A 17,242-nucleotide genomic window follows, 5' to 3' on the forward strand; every position below is an offset into this window, starting at 1 on the left:
GCCGGACGCCACGTTCCGGCCCTTTTTCTTGTGTAGATGCAGACCATGATCGACTCCATGATTTCGCCACAGCGAGCCCTTGCCGGCTGGCTGTTCGCCTTCCCGCTGCTGGTCGCTCCCCTGGCGGGCGCCGCCGGGCAACCGCCGCCCAGCGACCTGTGGCGGGTGTACCTCGACGCCCATGAGCACAACAGCGCCCTGGCCGCCGCCCGTGCCGACCAGGCCGCCCGCGCCGAGGCGGTGCCCCAGGCCCGGGCCGGCCTGCTGCCCACGCTGTCGGCCAGCGCCGAGCTGAACAACACCGCCACCTCCCTGCAGCAGCCGCGGCAGGACACCCAGCGCAGCGGCACCAGCTACCAGGCGGTCCTCAACCAGCCGATATTCCGCGCCGACCGCTGGTTCGCCTTCAAGGCGGCCGAGGCCGAGGACCAGCAGGCCCGGCTGGAACTGGCGGCCGCCGAGCAGAAACTGATGCTCGACAGCGCCCAGGCCTATTTCGGCCTGCTCAAGGCCCAGGACGCCCTGGCGGCGGCCAAGGCCGAAGAAGCGGCGCTCAAGCGCCAGCTCGAACTGGCCGAGAAGGGCTTGCAGTTCGGCCTGTCGGACCGCACCGATGTGCTGCAGGCCCAGGCCGGGCACGACACCGCCCAGGCCAACCGGATCGTTGCGCAAAAGCGCATGGACGACGCCTTCGAGGCGCTGGACACCCTGACCCACCAGCAGTACGCGGCGATCCAGGGCGTGCGCCACGATATGCCGGTGCTGTTGCCCGAGCCCAACGATGCCCGGCGCTGGGTCGATACCGCGGTGCGTCAGAACCTGACCCTGCAGGCCAGCCAGCACGCCCTGGAAGCGACGCAGCAGACCCTGAGCGCGCGCAAGGCCGGGCACGCGCCGACCCTGGACGCGGTGCTGCGCTACCAGACCGGCGACAACGACAACCTGGGCTATGGCAACAGCGATATCCGCGGCAGCGGCTACGGCGGCAGCGTCGAGCAGCGCTCGGTCGGCCTGCAGTTGAACATTCCGCTGTTCAGCGGCGGTCAGACCCGTTCCCAGGTGCGCGAGGCCTACCAGCGGATGAACCAGCGCGAGTACCTCAACGACGACCTGCGGCGGCAGGTGGTGGAGCAGACCCGCAACCTGCATCGCGGCCTCAACAGCGGCGTCGATCAGGTCCGCGCCCGGCGCCAGTCGATCATCTCCAACCAGGGCGCGGTGCTGGCCTCGCAGCTGGGCTTCCAGGTCGGCACCCGCAATATCGTCGATGTGCTGGAGGCGCAGCGCCAGTTGTACAACGCCGTGCGCCAGTACAACGACAGCCGCTACGACTACATTCTCGACACCCTGCGGCTCAAGCAGGCGGTGGGGACCTTGTCGCCCCAGGACCTCAAGGCGCTTTGTGATTACCTCAAGGCGGACTACGATCCCGACCGCGACTTCCTGCCGCCGGAGTTTCCGCGCCGGCTGGCGAGGCTCTAGCCGCGCCCGTCGCGGCGCCGGGTATCAGGGATTCATCAGGAAAAGGGACAAGCCGTTGCACAGGTTCATGAGCTTCTTCGACAACAACAGGCGCTGCTGCTACGCCCTGGGCGTGGCGCTCGCGGTGGCCGGCGCGGTGGCGCTGGGCGATTACTACCGCTTGCAGGTCGAGGACGTCTACCAGGCCAGTATCCAGGCGCAGGCCCGGGAGGAGGCGGCGGACCTGCAGCAGTGGAAGTCCGACGGTTTCGCCATCGGCGCGCTGTCGATCCTCGGGCGCCACAACCCCTCGCTCAAACGGGTGATCCAGGAACGCGAGCCGTCCGCCGAGCTGATGGAGCGGGCGACCATTCCCCTGAAGACCCTGTCCATGGTGGTGGGCGCCAACCATGCGTTCGTCCTCAACCGCGACGGAGTGGTGGTGGCGGCCTATGACCCGCAGGGCCAGGCGCCGCTGGGGCTGAACGTGGCGTTCCGGCCGTACTTCAAGGTCGCCCTCAAGGGCGGCAGCAGCGTCTATGGGGCGATCAGCGTCTCCACCGGCACCCGCATGTTCTACATGGCGGTCCCGGTCTACGAGTCGCGCACGCGCCAGGACCAGGTGATCGGGGTGCTGGTGGCGCGCTTCGACGCCAGGATGCTCGATGCCAGCCTGAACAAGCAGTACGGCGAAGACTTGAAGCTGATCCTGTCGCCCAGCGGTGTGGTGCTGGCCGCCAGCGCCCCGGCATTGCTGCTCAAGGCCGACCGCGACTGGCCGGCCGGCGGGTTCGGCGGTGAAGTGCGCCGGCAGTTCGGCGACTACCCGTTCGCGGGCGGCGTGCCCCAGCGCCTGCCGTTCGACACCCGGCAGCCGGTGGTCAGGCTGGAGGGCCGGCGCTATGCCCTGTCCCGGGTCGACTTCGACTGGAACGATCCGAGCGGTCCCTGGACCCTGGTCACCCTGGGCGACCTCGACGCGGTCCTGCCTGCCGAGCAGGTGTTGCTGATCAAGGGCTTGAGCGCCGTGGTGTTTCTGCTGCTGCTGTGGGGCGGCCTGCGGCGCCTGACCGACGCCCGCCGGCACAAGCGCGATGTGGCGCAGATCGAGCAGAGCGAACGGCGCCTGGACCTGGCCCTGCAGAGCGGGGCGCTGGGGCTGTGGGACTGGAACGTCAGCCTGGGGATCGTCATCAACAACGATGTCTGGCTGCGGATCCTCGGCTACAGCAAGGAGGAGCTGGACCGGACCTTCGGCAACGGCCTGGACCGCTGGGCCTGCCTGGTGCATCCGGAAGACCGCGAGCCGGTCATGGCCAGGCTCCGGGCGCACCTGAACAACCAGGCCGACGAGTACCGGGCCGAGTACCGCATGCGCAGCAAGAGCGGGCGCTGGTTGTGGGTACTGGACATCGGCCGGGTCATGCAGCGCGATGCCAACGGCACCCCCAGCCGGGTCACCGGCGTGTTGCAGGACATCACCCGCTCGGTGGAGGCGCAGCGCGCCATCGTGCATAACCAGACCAAGCTGCAGTCGATGATCGCCAATATTCCCGGGGTGGTGTTCCGCAGCCTGCCGGACCCTGCGCGGCAGATGATCTTCGTCAGCGAGGCGATCGAGGACCTGAGCGGCTTTGCGGCGGCGCACTTTCTCGGCGGGCACAGCTATCGCGAGCTGGTCCACCCCGACGACCTGGAGATTTTCCAACGCAGCCTGGACAGCGCCAGCTACATGCTCGAATACCGGATCGTCACTGCCACCCAGGAGGTGCGCTGGGTCTACGACAAGGGCCAGACCATCGTCGCGGACGGTGTTCCGCAGTACCTGGACGGGGTGATTTTCGACATCAGCGAGCGCAAGGCGGTGGAAGCCCAGGTCCAGCAATCGCGGCGCGACGCGGAACTGGCGACCCAGGCCAAGTCGGAATTCCTCGACAGCATGTCCCACGAGATCCGCACGCCGCTGAACGCCATCATCGGCATGGCCCACCTGGCGCTGGACCGGCCCCTGGAACGGGCGCAGCGCGAGTACCTGGAGAAGATCGACCGCGCCGCCAGGCACCTGGTGGGTACCATCAACGGCGTGCTCGACCTGTCGAAGATCGAAGCCGGCAAGCTGAGCATGGAGCAGGTCTGCTTCGACCTGCGGGAACTGGTGGACGACGTGTTGCTGCTGGTGCGCCAGCGCGCGCAGGAGAAGGGGCTGCGCTTGCGCCTGGACATACCGGCCGCGCTGCCGCGGCGCTATGTCGGCGACCCGCTGCGCCTGGCCCAGGTGCTGACCAACCTGGTGGACAACTCGATCAAGTTCACCGCGGCCGGCCATGTCTCCATCGGCGCGTGCCTGGTGCGCCAGTGGAACGACAGCCTGCTGCTGTGTTTCAGCGTCAGCGACAGCGGAGTCGGCATCAGCGACGAGCAGCAGGCGCGGCTGTTCAATGCCTTTGTCCAGGCGGACCTGTCGATCAGCCGGCGTTACGGCGGCAGCGGCCTGGGGCTGACCATCGCGAAGAAAATCGTGCAGATGATGCAGGGCGATATCTGGGTGCAGAGCCAGCCGGGGCAGGGTGCGGTGTTCAAGTTCACCGTGCGCTTGGGCGTGCCGCCGCTGCAACCACAGGCATCCTCCACCCCGAGCTGTACCGCGCTTGCGCCGCCGTCGGTGGCCGGCGCGGCGGGGCTGTGCACGGTCAACGACTATGCGCGGTTGCTGGCGGGCACTCGGGTGCTCGTAGTGGAGGACAACCGCCTGAACCAGGATGTGTTGCAGGGCCTGCTGCAACGCGCCGGGGTGCAGGTGGTGCTGGCCGACGACGGCGCCGAGGCCTTGCAGCTGCTGCTGGCGGGGGAGCGTTTCGACGGGGTGCTGATGGACTGCCAGATGCCGGTCATGGACGGCTACAGCACCACCCGCAGGATCCGCGGTTACCCGCATTTGCAGGCGCTGCCGATCATCGGCGTGACCGCCAGCAGCCAGGCCGATGTCCAGGGCCGGGCCCTGGCGGCCGGGATGAGCGACCTGGCCAGCAAACCCCTGGATGTCACGGCGTTCTACCGGACCCTGGTGCGCTGGATCAAGGCGCTGGACGCGCCCCCGGCGCAGACCCCGCCAACGCTGCCCGAAGTCGGGCCGCTGGCGCAGTACCCGGGGATCGACACGGCGCTCGGGCTGGCGGTGGTCAACCAGGACCTGGACCTGCAACAGAAACTGCTGAGGGATTTTCGCGACAGCCATCAGGACATCGTCGAGCGCCTGTGGCGCGCCCATGCTGCCGGGGATTTGCGGGCCATCGGCTTTCTGGCCCATGGCCTGCGGGGCGCGGCCGGCAACGTGGGCGCCACGGCGCTCCGCCAGGCCGCCGGGCAACTGGAAGCCCAGTGCGTCGGGGAGGCTGACCTGGCGCCCTTGATTCGCCATCTGGCGCAGTGCCTGGAGACGGTGCTGGCCGGCCTGGCGTCCCTGGCGCCGCCGGGGGCCGGGCCGGTGTTGGAGAGCGGGGGCGAGAGTGAGAAGGGGGGGGAGGGACCGGGCCGCGAGCGGGTGCTCAAGCTCGAGCGCCTGGCCAAGCTGCTGCGCAACCACAACGCGCAAGCCTTGAGCCTGATCGATGAGCTGTGCGGGCAGCAGCCGTGCAGTGCGCTGCTGGAGATTCAGGAGCGGATCTATCGGCTGGAGTTCCAGCAGGCCTACGACCTGCTCGTCGAGCTGCGCGCCGCGCAGGGCTAGCGGGCCGGCTGCGCCAGGTCCAGGTAGCGCGCCATTCGGTCCGTGCAGTGCTCCACCAGGCAGCGATGCAGGGCTCGCAGCGACTCGGTGATTTGCGAGCGGTGCGAGACCACCAGGCTCAGCGGCGCGGCGTCGCCCTGCCAGCCGGGCAGCAGGGGGCGCAGGCGGCCTTCGAGCAGGTCCTCGACCACATTCAGCAGCGGCAGGTAGACCACACCGTGGCCGGCCACCGCCCAGCGCCGCGCGGCATCGCCGTCGTCGCAGCAGAAGTGCCCCTGCACCCGCACGTCCTCGACCTGCCCAGCCCCATGGAAACGCCAGCGAGTTTCTGGCCGGCCGATGCTGTGGCTGATGATGCATTCGTGCTTGCCCAGCTGGTGCGGTGCACCGGGCTCGCCCCGTTCGGCCAGGTAATCGGGGGCGGCGCAGGCGATGAAGTGATGGCGCTTGAGCACGGGCAGCTCCACCAGGTCCAGCGCCAGGCTCTTGCCGTAACGCAGCGCCGCGTCGAAGCGGCCCTTGAGCAGGTCCTCTTCCTTGTCGCTCAGCGCCAGCTTGATATGCAGGCGCGGCCGTTCCTGCTTGAGCCGGGCGAGCAGGTCCAGCAGCAGGTGCCGGCCCAGGTCGGAGGACACCGTGAGTTCGAGCATGCCGTCGTCGTGGGTCAACGAGCGTTTGCCGTTGGCCAGGATCTTCAGGGCGTGCTGCGCGCTCTCCAGGTAGCGCATGCCCTCGGGGGTGAGCTTCATGGCGCGGGTGGAACGGGTGAACAGGCGCACGCCGAGGCGGTTTTCCAGGCGCTTGAGGGCCAGGCTGGCGGCGGCCGGGGTGATCGACATGATGCGCGCGGCGGGCGACAGGCCCTCGAGCTCGGCGATCAGGACGAACAGCTCCAGGTCTGAAAGGTTAGGCATGGACGGGGCTCACGGTTCGCTCAACGGCCGAGAAAGGTCTGGGACGAACTCAGCAAGGCCGCCGCGAGGGCATCCGGGGCGCCGTCGAGGCAACGCTCGAACCCCGGCTGCTGGCTCATCTGCTGCATGGCCTGGGCGTGCCGGCGCTGCAGGTCGGCGCCGGGTTGCAGCAGCGCCAGGTGGTAATCCAGCGCCAGGGCGAACAGCTGGGTCGACACGGGGAGCCGGTCGAGCGTCGCCGGGCTGCAGTCGCCCGTGAGCAAGACCTCGGCCTGGGTGAGTTTCCAGGCGAGGTTGAGCAGCGGGTCTTCCGGGTCGGCGTGGGCGAGGATCTCCTCCAGCAGCAGCCGGCTGCGGGGCAGGGCCCGGTCAAGGGCGATGCCGGGCTGGTTGAGGCCCATCAGGGCCAGGCAGGCGGCGTTGCGCAACGCCGCAGGGTCGCCCTGAGCGACGCTGCTGTCGAGCAGGATGGCCAGGGTGTCGAGCAGGGCCTCCAGGCGGATCAGCGGATGGCTGGCCAGTTGCAGGGCCAGGGCGCTGACGAAGCCGTCGCGCATGTCGCTGGCCGCGGAGGGGCCGACGGCCGCCTGCGGACGGTGCAGGGGCTTGTCGCGATAACCCAGTTGCGCCGCTACCCGGGCCAGTACCACCGGCGGCGAGATCGGCTTGGCGATATAGTCGGCGGCGCCCAGCAGCAGGCCCAGGCGCTCGTCTTCGACGCTGCTGCGCGAGGTCAGGAAAATCACCGGGATGGCCGCAGTCGCGGGGTGGCGCTTAAGTTCGCTGAGGACCTGGAAACCGTCCATCCCGGGCATCAGGATGTCGAGGATGATCAGGTCCGGGCTGGCGCTGCGGGCCAGTTCCAGGCCGCGCTCGCTGTTCTTCGCCAGCAGCACTTCGTATTCGGCGGCCAGGGTTTTCGAGAGCACGATCAGCGACTGCGGATCGTCGTCGATCGCCAGGAGGGTATAGGGCTTGCAAGCGTGCTCGGCGGGCATGGCGGAAGGCCTGGACGGGAGAGGGCGGCAGTTTATCCCATTTGCCTTGCGCTGCCGCGCCGGCGCGTTGCCGCAGGCCCGCCCGGGCGGCTGTCATTCATGGAAGGTATAGCGATCCTTGCCGGTGTGCTTGGACTGGTACAGCGCCTGGTCGGCCTTGACCAGGGCCTGGTTCAGGCTGTCGTTATCGTCCACCCGGGCCAGGCCGATGCTGACGGTCACCGGGTACCGGGTGCGGGCCTGGCGCACCACCTGGCACAGGCGCTCGGCCAGGCGCTCCACGTCGTCGCGGCGCACGCCGGCCAGGTAGATGGCGAACTCCTCGCCGCCCAGGCGCGCATAGTCGAAGTCGGCCATGACCGTGCGGATATCCGCGGCCACCTGCTTGAGCACCTCGTCGCCGATGTCGTGGCCATAGCGGTCGTTGACCTTCTTGAAGTTGTCGACATCGATCATCGCCAGGTAATGGTCATGTTCCCGTGGCTGGGCTTGCAGGCGTTCGTTAGCCTGGGCCATGAACGAGCGGCGGTTGGGGATGCCGGTCAGGGTGTCGTTGTAGGCTTGCTCCAGCAGCAACTTGGACATGATGTAGGTGTGCAGCTTGGCCTGGCGCAGCTTGATGAAGCTGTAGAGGGTCAGGGCAGTCAGGAACAGGGCATAGACCAGGAGCATGACCCCCCGCAGCTCCAGCACCGAGACCCCGGTCATGACGAACGGGTCGAGCAGCAGCCAGGTCAGGGCGATGGTGGCGAAGAACGACCAGCGCCGCAGGGGCAGCACCGAGGCGCCGTAGAGCATGCTCGACGCCCCGAGCAGCAGCCAGTCGGGGCGCAGGGCCAGGGGCAGGCCTTCGATCACCAAGCGGATGCCGGCGCCGATGATCAGCACGAAGACCAGGTTGAGCCACTGGAAGTGCCGGGCCTGCCGGGTGAAACCCAGGAGGAGGGCGTTGATCGCCAGGGCGCCGAGAAACGCCATGGAGTACAGGGTGAAACCCTGCTTGCCCGGGAAGCTGACGATCAGGTTGAACAGCAGCCAGATGCTGATGCTGGCGATGTAGATCAGCAGGCAGAAGCCGTGCAGCCGTTCGAAGTCGTACTGGGCGAACTCGGCCTTGAGGGCCGGCGGGGTCGCCTGTTTCAGCAGTTGCGCTTCAAGGGTCTTGAGCATGGCGGGCCTTGGGTGTGGGCGGGAGAACGAGAACGCTTGGCCGCCTGGCGGGCGCGGGCGCCCTTGGACGTCGCGCGGCGGTTCGTTTCAGGATAGAGGATGTCGTCGACGGCCAGGCTGTGAGCTTGAGGGCGGCGTCCAGGTGGGGAGGGCCACTCGCGGAGCGCCGCTGGCTGAAGGGCTCTCGGGAACGGGAGGCCTCGATGCGACCTCCCCAGCCTGGGCTCAGCCGGCCCGACGCTGTTTGAGTACGGCCTCCTGGGCGTTGGCGGTGCGGGCCGCGGCCGCCACTTCCTTGCGCACGATGGTCTTGCCGATCGGCGCCAGGGCGATGCCCGCGAGCTTCAGGTGCTGGAGGCCGAAGGGAATGCCGATGATGGTGATAAAGCACAGCAGCGCCGAGATCACATGCCCCAGCGCCAGCCAGATCCCGCCGAGCACGAACCAGATCACGTTGCCGATCACCCCCAGGCCACCGGTGCCGATATCGGCCTGCTTGCTCAGCTCGCGGCGGCTGATGGCTTCCTTGCCGAACGGGAAGAACGAGAACGTGCCGATCACGAAACAGGCCCGGCCCCAGGGAATGCCGACGATGCTGATAAAGGCCAGGATGCCCCACAGCCACCAGCACAGGCCCATGAAAATGCCGCCGAGGATAAACCAGAGAAAGTTGCCGATCGCGCTCATGTGAGCTTCCTTGTTTGGGGGGAAGGGTATTGCGCAGGCCCGGTTCGAGGCCTGCGCGGAAGGGTTATTCCTTGCGCCGGGTCAGGCCGGAGACGATCGCCACCAGCAGCAGGCTGATGCCCCAGCCGATGAGGGTTTCGAGCCAGATCAGGAGCCGGATGCCGTGGCCCCATTCGAGATTCTTGAGTTCATCCCAATAGCTGGGGAAGGGCGTCGGTGTGATCGGCCCCCAGTCCTTTTCCTGCTGCAGATCGACCAGTGACAGCAGGATGTCCAGCGAGTAGGCACCGGGGCTGAAACCGGTGTACTCACCGCGCAGGGCCTTGCAGGTGTACCAGTTGCCAATCTCGGCAGGACGTTCGCTGGCGGGGTGGAGGCGTTGCCAGGCCTCGCCATATTCGGGGGTGCAACGGGTGTAAGCCTCGTTCTGGAACACCAGCGGGTTGCTGGGGGCGAAGACCTTGTGTTCGACGGCGGCGTACCAGTAGAGACTGGTGAAGAACAGCCAGATACCCAGGATCCAGGCCAGCAGGCGCATGGGGCGGTAGCCGTAGCCGGTGAGGGCGCCGTAGAGCACGTGGGGAATCAGGCCCATCCAGCGCAGCCCGGGCCACCATTGAGCGGTCCCTTGGCCTACCAGCCCCACTTTGCGCAGCCGCTTCTCGAAGGCGATCCCGACTTTCCGGGCCTCTTCGGCGTGGCCCATTTCTTCGAAGACTTTCTGCAAGTGGCGCCAAGGTTGAGGGCGGAATTTGCTGGCGCTGCCCTTGAGGCCGTCTTGTCCGCTGAAGGCGGCGGTTTGATTGTCCAGCCAGGCAATGCGTGCTTCCGCGTTGAGCGGGGTACGGCTATTGATGAAGTCGTAGGTAAAGCCATTGAGCCATAACTGGTTGCCCCAGGTATCGGCATCATCGATCAGGCTCTTCACATGGGAGCCGCTGAACGCGGCTTTACTCAGCGGTACGGGAAACTCGGTCATTACCAGGGAACTGTCCACTCGCATGCCTTGCGCCGAGAGTGTGTTCCCGCCGTTTCCTTGAAAGTGCGCGCCTCTGAAACTCAGTTGCCCAGCAATACGAGCCCCTGAGATACGCGCCATGCCAATGCTATGGAACCCCAGGTAGACCCCGCCTTTGACGATGATGTTGTCCGCGTTTAAGGCCGGGCCCTTGAGCGCCAGAAATGTGCAGTTCTTGCAACTCAGCTGGTTGTCTATCGAAGCGCCGATCAGCGAGAGCCCGCCAATCAGTTGGGAGCTGTCTTCAACCCGCACTACGCTGCCGACATAGGCGCCGTCCAGCTTCAGGGCGGTATTGCCGAGACCGTATAGATAGCTGCCCCTTACGTAGACCGATCCACCTATCTTTGCCGCTACCAGCTGGATCGTGCCATGGGCATAGAGGTGGCTCAGGTACAGCGAGCCGGAGACGGATACGCGAGAGGCGACCAGCCCCGGAACTGCGCTGTAATTCAGGTTCAGCGACCCGGTCAGTTGCATGTCTTCCAGGTAAAGCGATTGAAAGCACAGGCAGTGCTCCAGTGTGACGCTTATGCCGACCTCGGCCCCACGCAGGTCCAGGGCCCCGACGATGCAGGCGCCGCGCAGATTGATACCGCGTTCATGCACGGGGTTTTCAGCATCGCCGCCCAGAATGAGAAAGCGCAGGAAGTCGGCGCGTATCTGGTTCCTTTCGGTGCCGGTCTCCGGCCGGCTATCGGCAATCCTGGCCAGGGTGCCGCAGGCCGCGTGTTCGAGCAGGGTGCTTTCTGCAGCTGTCAATGGGCCGAAATGCTCCAGCAAGCGGCCGTTCGGAAGAGCTTTCAATATGCCGGCTCCTGAAGATTGCCGCAGATGGATACGGCGCCTGGAAGCGACGGTCTTGCCAGCGCCTCAGTGAGACCTGAAGTGAACTCGGCGGGAGTGGCCTGTGGGCTGAGGTGGAAAGCGGCGGAGGAGGGCAAAACTCGGGGCACAAGCGGGAAACGCATAAAAACTTCCATGTAAGGCTGTCGGGCGGCAAAGGGCTGGCAGTATGCCACTTGCTGGCTGCCCCCGACAAAAGCACAAGCCCCTGCTCCTGCAAGGGCGTGCGGGGTTCAGGCGTCGAAACTCAGGGATCGACCTGCGCCATCAGTTCCTGCACCGACTCCGGGCGCTTGGCGTAACGCTGGGCCAGCACCGCGCAGACCATCAGCTGGATCTGGTGGAACAGCATCAGCGGCAGGATCAGCACGCCCAGGGTGCTGCCGGCGAACAGTACCTGGGCCATGGGCACGCCGGTGGCCAGGCTCTTCTTCGAGCCGCAGAACAGGATGGTGATGCGGTCTTCCTGGTTGAAGCCGAACAGCTTGCTCAGCAGGTGGGAGGCCAGCAGCGCCAGGGCCAGCAACACGCAACAGGCCACCACCAGCCCGCCCAGTTCCCACAGCGGGATCTGCTGCCAGATGCCTTGGTTCACCGCCTCGCTGAACGCGCCGTAGACCACCAGCAGGATCGAACCCTGGTCGACGAACTTCAGCCAGTTCTTGTTACGGCCCACCCAGGCGCCGATCCAGCGTCGGGCTATCTGCCCGGCAATGAACGGCAGCAGCAATTGCACGCTGATCTTGACGATGGCATCCACTGTCGAGCCAGCGTCGCCGTGCACGTTCAGCAGCAGGGTCACCAGCAACGGGGTGAGGAAGATCCCGAACAGGCTGGACGCCGCCGCGCTGCAAATGGCCGCCGGCACGTTGCCCCGGGCCAGGGAGGTAAAGGCAATCGCCGACTGCACCGTGGCGGGCAGGGCGCAGAGGTAGAGCATGCCCAGGTACAGCTCGTGGCCGATCAAGGGCGAGAGCAGCGGTTTGAGCGCCAGGCCGAGGATCGGGAACAGGACGAAGGTCAGGCTGAACACCAGCAAGTGCAGGCGCCAGTGGCCGGCGCCGGCGATGATCGCCTCCCGCGACAGCTTGGCGCCGTGCAGGAAAAACAGCAGGGCGATGGCGGCGTTGGTCAGCCAGCCGAAGCCCTGGGCCACCGGGCCGCTGGCGGGCAGGAAGCTGGCCAGCAGCACCACGCCGATCAGGGTCAGGGTGAAGTTGTCGGGCAAAAGACGGGAGCGGCTCATAGCGGGATCATCCAGGGGTTGCCAGGGCGGTGGGGCGACTCTAACGTGATGCCGGACTGCCGACTAACGCCAATGAGCCAGTAAATGCCGCCTAAAGGACATGAGAAGATCGTCCGCCGCACTGTTCCCGGTCTGCCGAGCCTGCCGCGACCGGTGTACGGGCGCACCGAATCCCTGCCCAACCGCGCCCTGACCCGGCGCCACAGCCACCCCTGGGTGCAATTGTCCTACGCCATCCAGGGCGTGCTGGAGGTGCAGACCAGCGCCGGGCGCTTCGTCGCCCCGCCGCAGCGGGCGGTGTGGATTCCCGCCGGCATGCCGCACAAGGTGTTCAGCTCGCCGCGCACCGAAATGCGCAGCCTGTACCTGGACTGCAGTGTTACCACCTGGGCCGGCGACAGCTGCCAGGTGCTGGCGGTGAGCAGCCTGCTGCGGGAACTGATCCGCGCCTTCAGCGAACTGCCGGTGGAATACGCCGAAGACGGCGCCGACGGTCGCCTGGCCCAGGTGCTGCTGGACCAACTGGCCGCCGCGCCACAGCTCGATCTGATGTTGCCGCTGCCCCAGGACCCGCGCCTGCGGCAGATCTACCGCAGCCTGCAAGCCCACCCGGACCAGCCGACCACCCTGGGGCAGTGGAGCGAAAGACTCGCGGTGTCGGAGAAGACCTTGAGCCGCCTGTTCTTGCAGAACACCGGTCTGACCTTCCGCGCCTGGCGCCAGCGCTTGCGCCTGCTGGGCGCCCTGACCCCGCTGGAGCAGGGCGAGCGGGTGACGGACGTGGCGCTGGCCTGCGGCTACGACTCGACCTCGGCCTTTATCGCGGCGTTTCGCCAGCAGTTCGACGCTACCCCTGGCGAGTTCTTCCGCCCCTAAGCCGGCATCAACCGCTCGGCCCTGGCCGGCGCCGCCACGGCCAACGGCGCGAAGCTGTGGGACTGGGCCATGTTCCACATGCGTGCGTAGAACTCCGAGCTGATGGGCCGTTGCAGCAATTCGCCGGGTTCGAGGAACACGTGGATCTGCGAGAACAGCCGCACCTCGGTGGTGGTCAGGCGCCGCACCAGGTGTTTGGCCTGCAACTGCGCGGGGTGGTCGAGGCCGGCGGCGCTGAGCATTTCGCCCAGGGCCACCAGGGTGTTGCGATGGAAGTTGTGCACCCGTTCGGCCTTGTCCGGGACCTGCAACGCCCGCTGGCGCAGCGGGTCCTGGGTGGCGACGCCGGTGGGGCATTTGTTGGTGTGGCAGCTTTGCGATTGGATGCAGCCGATGGCGAACATGAAGCCACGCGCAGCGTTGACCCAGTCGGCGCCGATGGTCAGCACGCTGGCGATATCGAAGGCACTGACGACCTTGCCGCTGGCGCCGAGTTTGATCTGTTTACGCAGCCCCGCGCCCACCAGGGTGTTATGCACGAACAGCAGGCCTTCGCGCATCGGCATGCCGATATGGTCGGTGAACTCCCGGGGCGCCGCGCCGGTGCCGCCTTCCTTGCCGTCGACCACGATAAAGTCCGGCTGGATCCCGGTCTCGAGCATGGCCTTGACGATGGCCATGAACTCCCAGGGGTGACCCACGCAGAACTTGAAGCCCACCGGCTTGCCGCCGGACAGGTTGCGCAGCTTGACGATGAATTCCAGCAATTGCAGGGGCGTGCCGAACTCCGAATGCCGCGCCGGCGACACGCAGTCGTGGCCCATCTGCACCCCGCGGGTCTGGGCGATTTCCGCGGTGACCTTGTGCTTGGGCAGGATCCCGCCATGCCCCGGCTTGGCGCCCTGGCTGAGCTTGATCTCGATCATCTTCACCTGGGGCAGGTTGGCCTGGACGGAGAAGCGCTCAGGGTCGAAACGCCCGTCCAGGGTGCGGCAGCCGAAGTAGCCGCTGCCGATTTCCCAGATCAGGTCGCCGCCGAACTCCTGGTGATAGGGGCTGATGCTGCCTTCGCCGGTGTCGTGGGCGAAGCCGCCGAGTTTGGCGCCTTTGTTCAACGCGCGAATGGCGTTGGCGCTCAGCGCACCGAAGCTCATGGCCGAGATGTTGAACACCGAGGCGCTGTAGGGCTGCAGGCAATCCGGCCCGCCCACCACCACGCGGAACTGGCTGGGGTCGCAGGCGTCGCTGGGCACCATCGAATGGCTGATGAACTCGAACCCCGGCTGATAGACGTCGGCCAGGGTGCCGAAGGCTTTCTCGGCGGGCTGGTTCTTGGCCCGGGCGTAGACCATCGAGCGTTGTGAGCGGGAGAAGGGCAGTGGCTCGTCGTCGCCTTCGAGCAGGTATTGGCGGATCTCCGGGCGAATCGACTCGATCAGGTAGCGGATATTGCCAATGATCGGGTAGTTGCGGCGCACCGCATGCTGGCTCTGCAGCAGGTCGTTGAGGCCGACCAGGCTCAGCAGGCCGGCCAGCACCACCAGCGCCTCGCCCCAGGGGTTGGCGGGCCAGAACAGCAGGCCGACCAGGGTCATGGCCAGGCACAGGGTCAGGCTCGCATAGCGACTCAACAGCGATAGTTTCATGGGCTTTCCTTGGGCGGATCAGGGGGGAAGGGAGGGGGGATGCAGGGCGGGCTCAGTCCGAGTTGCGGATCTGCCGGTAGCGTTCCTGCAGTTCCTGGCGCTGCTGTTTGCGCAGCAGGCCCTGGGCGTAGCGGCGTTGTTCGGTGGGCGTTTCCGGCACGAAGGCGCGCACCGGGTGCGGGCGGCCGTCAGGGTCGACGGCGACCATGGTGAAGTAGCAGCTGTTGGTATGGCGCACCGTGCGCTCGTGGATGTTCTCGGTCATCACCTTGACCCCGACCTCCATCGAGGTGCGCCCGGTGTAGTTGATCGAGGCGAGAAAGGTCACCAGCTCGCCGACATGGATCGGCTCCTTGAAGATCACCTGGTCCACCGACAAGGTGACCACATAACGCCCGGCATAACGCTTGGCGCAGGCGAAGGCCACTTCGTCGAGCAGCTTGAGCAGGGCGCCGCCGTGCACGTTGCCGGAGAAGTTGGCTTTGTCGGGCGTCATGAGCACGCTCATGCTCAATTGATAGCTGCCTGGTTCCATGGATGACCTCATCATCAGTGCTGTCCGGTCCGTATGGTCGGGCCTAGAGGCCTGCGGGCAGCTTTTTGGCTGGAGGTCTGGAGGGTAATAAGAAGTGAAGATAGTTAGCTAGCTATCTTTTTAGATGAGCTGTTACGGGGATTGCAATAATGCGGGGAATGTTCGAGGGCTTAGACGCTACGCGGACCCTGTAGCCGCTGCCGAGTCCTGGCGAGGCAGCGATCGGGCGCTTGCGCCCGCCAAACCTGAATCCGCGATTCGAGTGATGGAATAGGGTAGTGGCTTCTATCTATGTTGCTGCGATTGCCGCCGCTTTCCGGTGCACCACCGGACCTGTAGGAGCAGCCGATCGACGCTCGATTGCTCGCGCTAGCATCCGTGCTGGCGCTGCCGTTTTTTGGACGGCGTCACAGGTAGGCAAAAAATTGAATGCAGGATCAGTAATGATAGCGACGGATTGCTTGTTCAAGACTGAAGTCCGTCTTCGGAGGATTGTCCACGAGCCGCGCAACAATGAAGAGCTTATCGATATCATCGATCATGTGTCGCAGGTAACAATGGACCATTCGATAGCGTTCTATGGCGAAATAGGTGTTCATTATTTTGATTTTTTCGTCCATATCACCGTCATCACCTACGGTGCCAGCACCTGGCCCGAAAACATTGTGGCTTTCAAACAGTAGGTAGCCACCCGGTTTTAGAAACGACACCAGGCGCTTTATGTAGTTTTCAAACCCCATATTGAGGTTGCCATCGATGGTGTGATGATTGGAAAACGACAGCACCACATCAAATTTCTTATCTGTGGCAAATACCGAAAAATCGCTTTCTACAATCTCTATATTGTCGCGCTTCAAATAACGCGCTGTATCTTTCGCCACTTTATTGAGCGAAGGGTTGAGTTCGACGGCTGTCACGGATTTCGCCCGTCGCGAACAATAGACTGAGACAAAACCACAGTTGCTGCCGATGTCCAGTACGTCAGCGCCCTTCAATTCTTCATCGACGGCGTATTGCTTGAACCGAAACCCCGTAGGCTTCGCGCCTGTGATTCCCAGTTCTTCCAAGCCTTGATAGAAATATCCCTGGCTGTATTGTTGCTTCTTTGGCCAGTTCTTCTGCTGCTCCTTCAAATGCCCTCGCAAACGCCTCTGGATGAAAAGCGTGCCTTTGAAGAGTCCCTTCCAGAAATCAAAAAATGAAAGTCTGACGCTGTACGGAATTTCCATTGATAGCCCTGAAATAAGACGTCGATACCGGTGAACCTTCCATCCTATCGGCCGCCGGTGGATTCACATTAGGCGTGCAACCTTAATAAAAATGCCGACATTTTTACGGTCTCAAATCCCGTCTTGTTGCCACAGGCTTCCATGGGCACCGTCTTGGCAAGACGATGCCTTCTTAACGCTGCATTCCACTGCAAACGAATACCTCGCTGGGTACGGATTCGCCGTACGGCGTTGATGAATACCGGAACGAAGCCTGCCGATGAGGCGGGTGGATCAAGATCAAAAGCCAAACGCGACCTACCGGCCGGCGCCAAACCCTGTAGCCGCTGTCGATGCGATCGGGCGCTTGCGCCCGCCAAACCTGAATTCTCGATTTGGGTGATGGAATGGGGGGGGGCCTCTATCTATGTTGCTGCGGTTGCCAGTGTTTTTCGGTGCACGACCAGACCTGTAGGAGCGACCGATCGACGCTCGATTGCCTGCGATGGCGTCTTTACTGACGCTGCATGTTTTGGACGGTGTACCTATCCATTGCTGCGGTTACGGCGACTTACTTGTACCTGGGGCGGTTCACCCACATGGGTAACAGAAGGGTTCAAGCACATGGGTGACAGTTGACTGGTTCTGCTTCTGTAGGAGCGGCCGGTCGACGCTCGATTGTCCGCGATGGCGTCGGTACTGACGCCTGCATGTTTTGGACGGTGTACATATCCGTTGCTGCGGTAACGGCGGCTTATGGTTCCGCCCTTACGGCGGGTCACTTTTGGCAAACGCCCCAAAAGTAACCAAAAGGTCTTGCCGGTATGACTCACCCACATAGGTAACAAATCAGTTCAAGCACATAGGTGACAGTTTTTAACTGGCAGGGTCGATTCCGAGGATCTGACCA

General features: G+C 65.0%; 12 protein-coding genes. 3 read left to right on the top strand and 9 right to left on the bottom strand.

Going from position 1 to position 17,242, the window contains the following annotated elements; genetic code table 11:
• Nucleotides 1-45: 45 nt before the first annotated feature.
• Nucleotides 46-1,482, top strand: coding sequence for a TolC family outer membrane protein (locus ACQKQA_RS10900; protein WP_427556669.1), 1,437 nt, complete (start codon nucleotides 46-48; stop codon nucleotides 1,480-1,482).
• Nucleotides 1,483-1,549: 67 nt separating this feature from the next.
• Nucleotides 1,550-5,188 carry a PAS domain-containing protein gene (locus ACQKQA_RS10905; protein ID WP_427556713.1) on the top strand — a complete coding sequence of 1,213 codons (3,639 nt, stop codon included), beginning with the start codon at nucleotides 1,550-1,552 and terminating at the stop codon, nucleotides 5,186-5,188.
• Here the strand turns inward: ACQKQA_RS10905 and ACQKQA_RS10910 are convergent.
• The 6 genes from ACQKQA_RS10910 to ACQKQA_RS10935 form a co-directional block, all read right to left on the bottom strand.
• Complete coding sequence (locus ACQKQA_RS10910; protein WP_427556672.1) at nucleotides 5,185-6,102, bottom strand: LysR family transcriptional regulator; 918 nt, start codon at nucleotides 6,100-6,102, stop codon at nucleotides 5,185-5,187. The two genes, ACQKQA_RS10905 and ACQKQA_RS10910, sit on opposite strands and share 4 nt — an antisense overlap.
• Before the next feature lie 20 nt (nucleotides 6,103-6,122).
• Nucleotides 6,123-7,100 (bottom strand): response regulator, encoded by a 978-nt coding sequence (locus tag ACQKQA_RS10915; RefSeq protein ID WP_427556675.1) that lies wholly within the window; start codon nucleotides 7,098-7,100, stop codon nucleotides 6,123-6,125.
• Between the two features lie 93 nt (nucleotides 7,101-7,193).
• Nucleotides 7,194-8,270, bottom strand: a complete 1,077-nt coding sequence (locus ACQKQA_RS10920; RefSeq protein ID WP_427556678.1) for a diguanylate cyclase domain-containing protein — start codon at nucleotides 8,268-8,270, stop codon at nucleotides 7,194-7,196.
• A 225-nt stretch (nucleotides 8,271-8,495) separates the two neighbouring features.
• A complete protein-coding gene (locus tag ACQKQA_RS10925) occupies nucleotides 8,496-8,957 on the bottom strand; it encodes a YccF domain-containing protein (RefSeq protein ID WP_427556682.1) in 462 nt (153 codons plus the stop codon).
• A 64-nt stretch (nucleotides 8,958-9,021) separates the two neighbouring features.
• Nucleotides 9,022-10,758 carry a hypothetical protein gene (locus ACQKQA_RS10930; protein WP_427556685.1) on the bottom strand — a complete coding sequence of 579 codons (1,737 nt, stop codon included), beginning with the start codon at nucleotides 10,756-10,758 and terminating at the stop codon, nucleotides 9,022-9,024.
• A 310-nt stretch (nucleotides 10,759-11,068) separates the two neighbouring features.
• Nucleotides 11,069-12,067: a bile acid:sodium symporter family protein gene (locus tag ACQKQA_RS10935; RefSeq protein ID WP_427556688.1), complete on the bottom strand. Its 999-nt coding sequence runs from the start codon at nucleotides 12,065-12,067 to the stop codon at nucleotides 11,069-11,071.
• A gap of 84 nt (nucleotides 12,068-12,151) precedes the next feature.
• Here ACQKQA_RS10935 and ACQKQA_RS10940 point away from each other — a divergent pair, with 84 nt between their 5' ends.
• Entirely contained in the window at nucleotides 12,152-12,943 is a 792-nt protein-coding gene (locus tag ACQKQA_RS10940; protein ID WP_427556691.1) for an AraC family transcriptional regulator, read from the top strand.
• Here the strand turns inward: ACQKQA_RS10940 and ACQKQA_RS10945 are convergent.
• From ACQKQA_RS10945 to ACQKQA_RS10955, 3 genes are all read right to left on the bottom strand, one after another.
• A complete protein-coding gene (locus ACQKQA_RS10945; protein ID WP_427556695.1) occupies nucleotides 12,940-14,589 on the bottom strand; it encodes an FMN-binding glutamate synthase family protein in 1,650 nt (549 codons plus the stop codon). The genes ACQKQA_RS10940 and ACQKQA_RS10945 overlap by 4 nt on opposite strands.
• Before the next feature lie 52 nt (nucleotides 14,590-14,641).
• Nucleotides 14,642-15,124, bottom strand: a complete 483-nt coding sequence (locus ACQKQA_RS10950) for an acyl-CoA thioesterase (RefSeq protein ID WP_427556698.1) — start codon at nucleotides 15,122-15,124, stop codon at nucleotides 14,642-14,644.
• A 437-nt stretch (nucleotides 15,125-15,561) separates the two neighbouring features.
• Nucleotides 15,562-16,353, bottom strand: coding sequence for a class I SAM-dependent methyltransferase (locus tag ACQKQA_RS10955; protein WP_427556701.1), 792 nt, complete (start codon nucleotides 16,351-16,353; stop codon nucleotides 15,562-15,564).
• Nucleotides 16,354-17,242 lie beyond the last annotated feature (889 nt).

The sequence above is a fragment of the Pseudomonas sp. NPDC089530 genome (assembly GCF_050280705.1).
Classification (GTDB): Bacteria; Pseudomonadota; Gammaproteobacteria; order Pseudomonadales; family Pseudomonadaceae; genus Aquipseudomonas.

Bases quoted from the DNA above. Each gene is read 5' to 3' on its own strand.
- ACQKQA_RS10905 (WP_427556713.1), top strand. From the start codon at position 1,550: ATGAGCTTCTTCGACAACAACAGGCGCTGCTGCTACGCCCTGGGCGTG.
- ACQKQA_RS10910 (WP_427556672.1), bottom strand. From the start codon at position 6,102: ATGCCTAACCTTTCAGACCTGGAGCTGTTCGTCCTGATCGCCGAGCTC.
- ACQKQA_RS10955 (WP_427556701.1), bottom strand. From the start codon at position 16,353: ATGGAAATTCCGTACAGCGTCAGACTTTCATTTTTTGATTTCTGGAAG.
- ACQKQA_RS10940 (WP_427556691.1), top strand. From the start codon at position 12,152: ATGCCGCCTAAAGGACATGAGAAGATCGTCCGCCGCACTGTTCCCGGT.
- ACQKQA_RS10900 (WP_427556669.1), top strand. From the start codon at position 46: ATGATCGACTCCATGATTTCGCCACAGCGAGCCCTTGCCGGCTGGCTG.
- ACQKQA_RS10920 (WP_427556678.1), bottom strand. From the start codon at position 8,270: ATGCTCAAGACCCTTGAAGCGCAACTGCTGAAACAGGCGACCCCGCCG.
- ACQKQA_RS10935 (WP_427556688.1), bottom strand. From the start codon at position 12,067: ATGAGCCGCTCCCGTCTTTTGCCCGACAACTTCACCCTGACCCTGATC.
- ACQKQA_RS10945 (WP_427556695.1), bottom strand. From the start codon at position 14,589: ATGAAACTATCGCTGTTGAGTCGCTATGCGAGCCTGACCCTGTGCCTG.
- ACQKQA_RS10925 (WP_427556682.1), bottom strand. From the start codon at position 8,957: ATGAGCGCGATCGGCAACTTTCTCTGGTTTATCCTCGGCGGCATTTTC.
- ACQKQA_RS10915 (WP_427556675.1), bottom strand. From the start codon at position 7,100: ATGCCCGCCGAGCACGCTTGCAAGCCCTATACCCTCCTGGCGATCGAC.
- ACQKQA_RS10950 (WP_427556698.1), bottom strand. From the start codon at position 15,124: ATGGAACCAGGCAGCTATCAATTGAGCATGAGCGTGCTCATGACGCCC.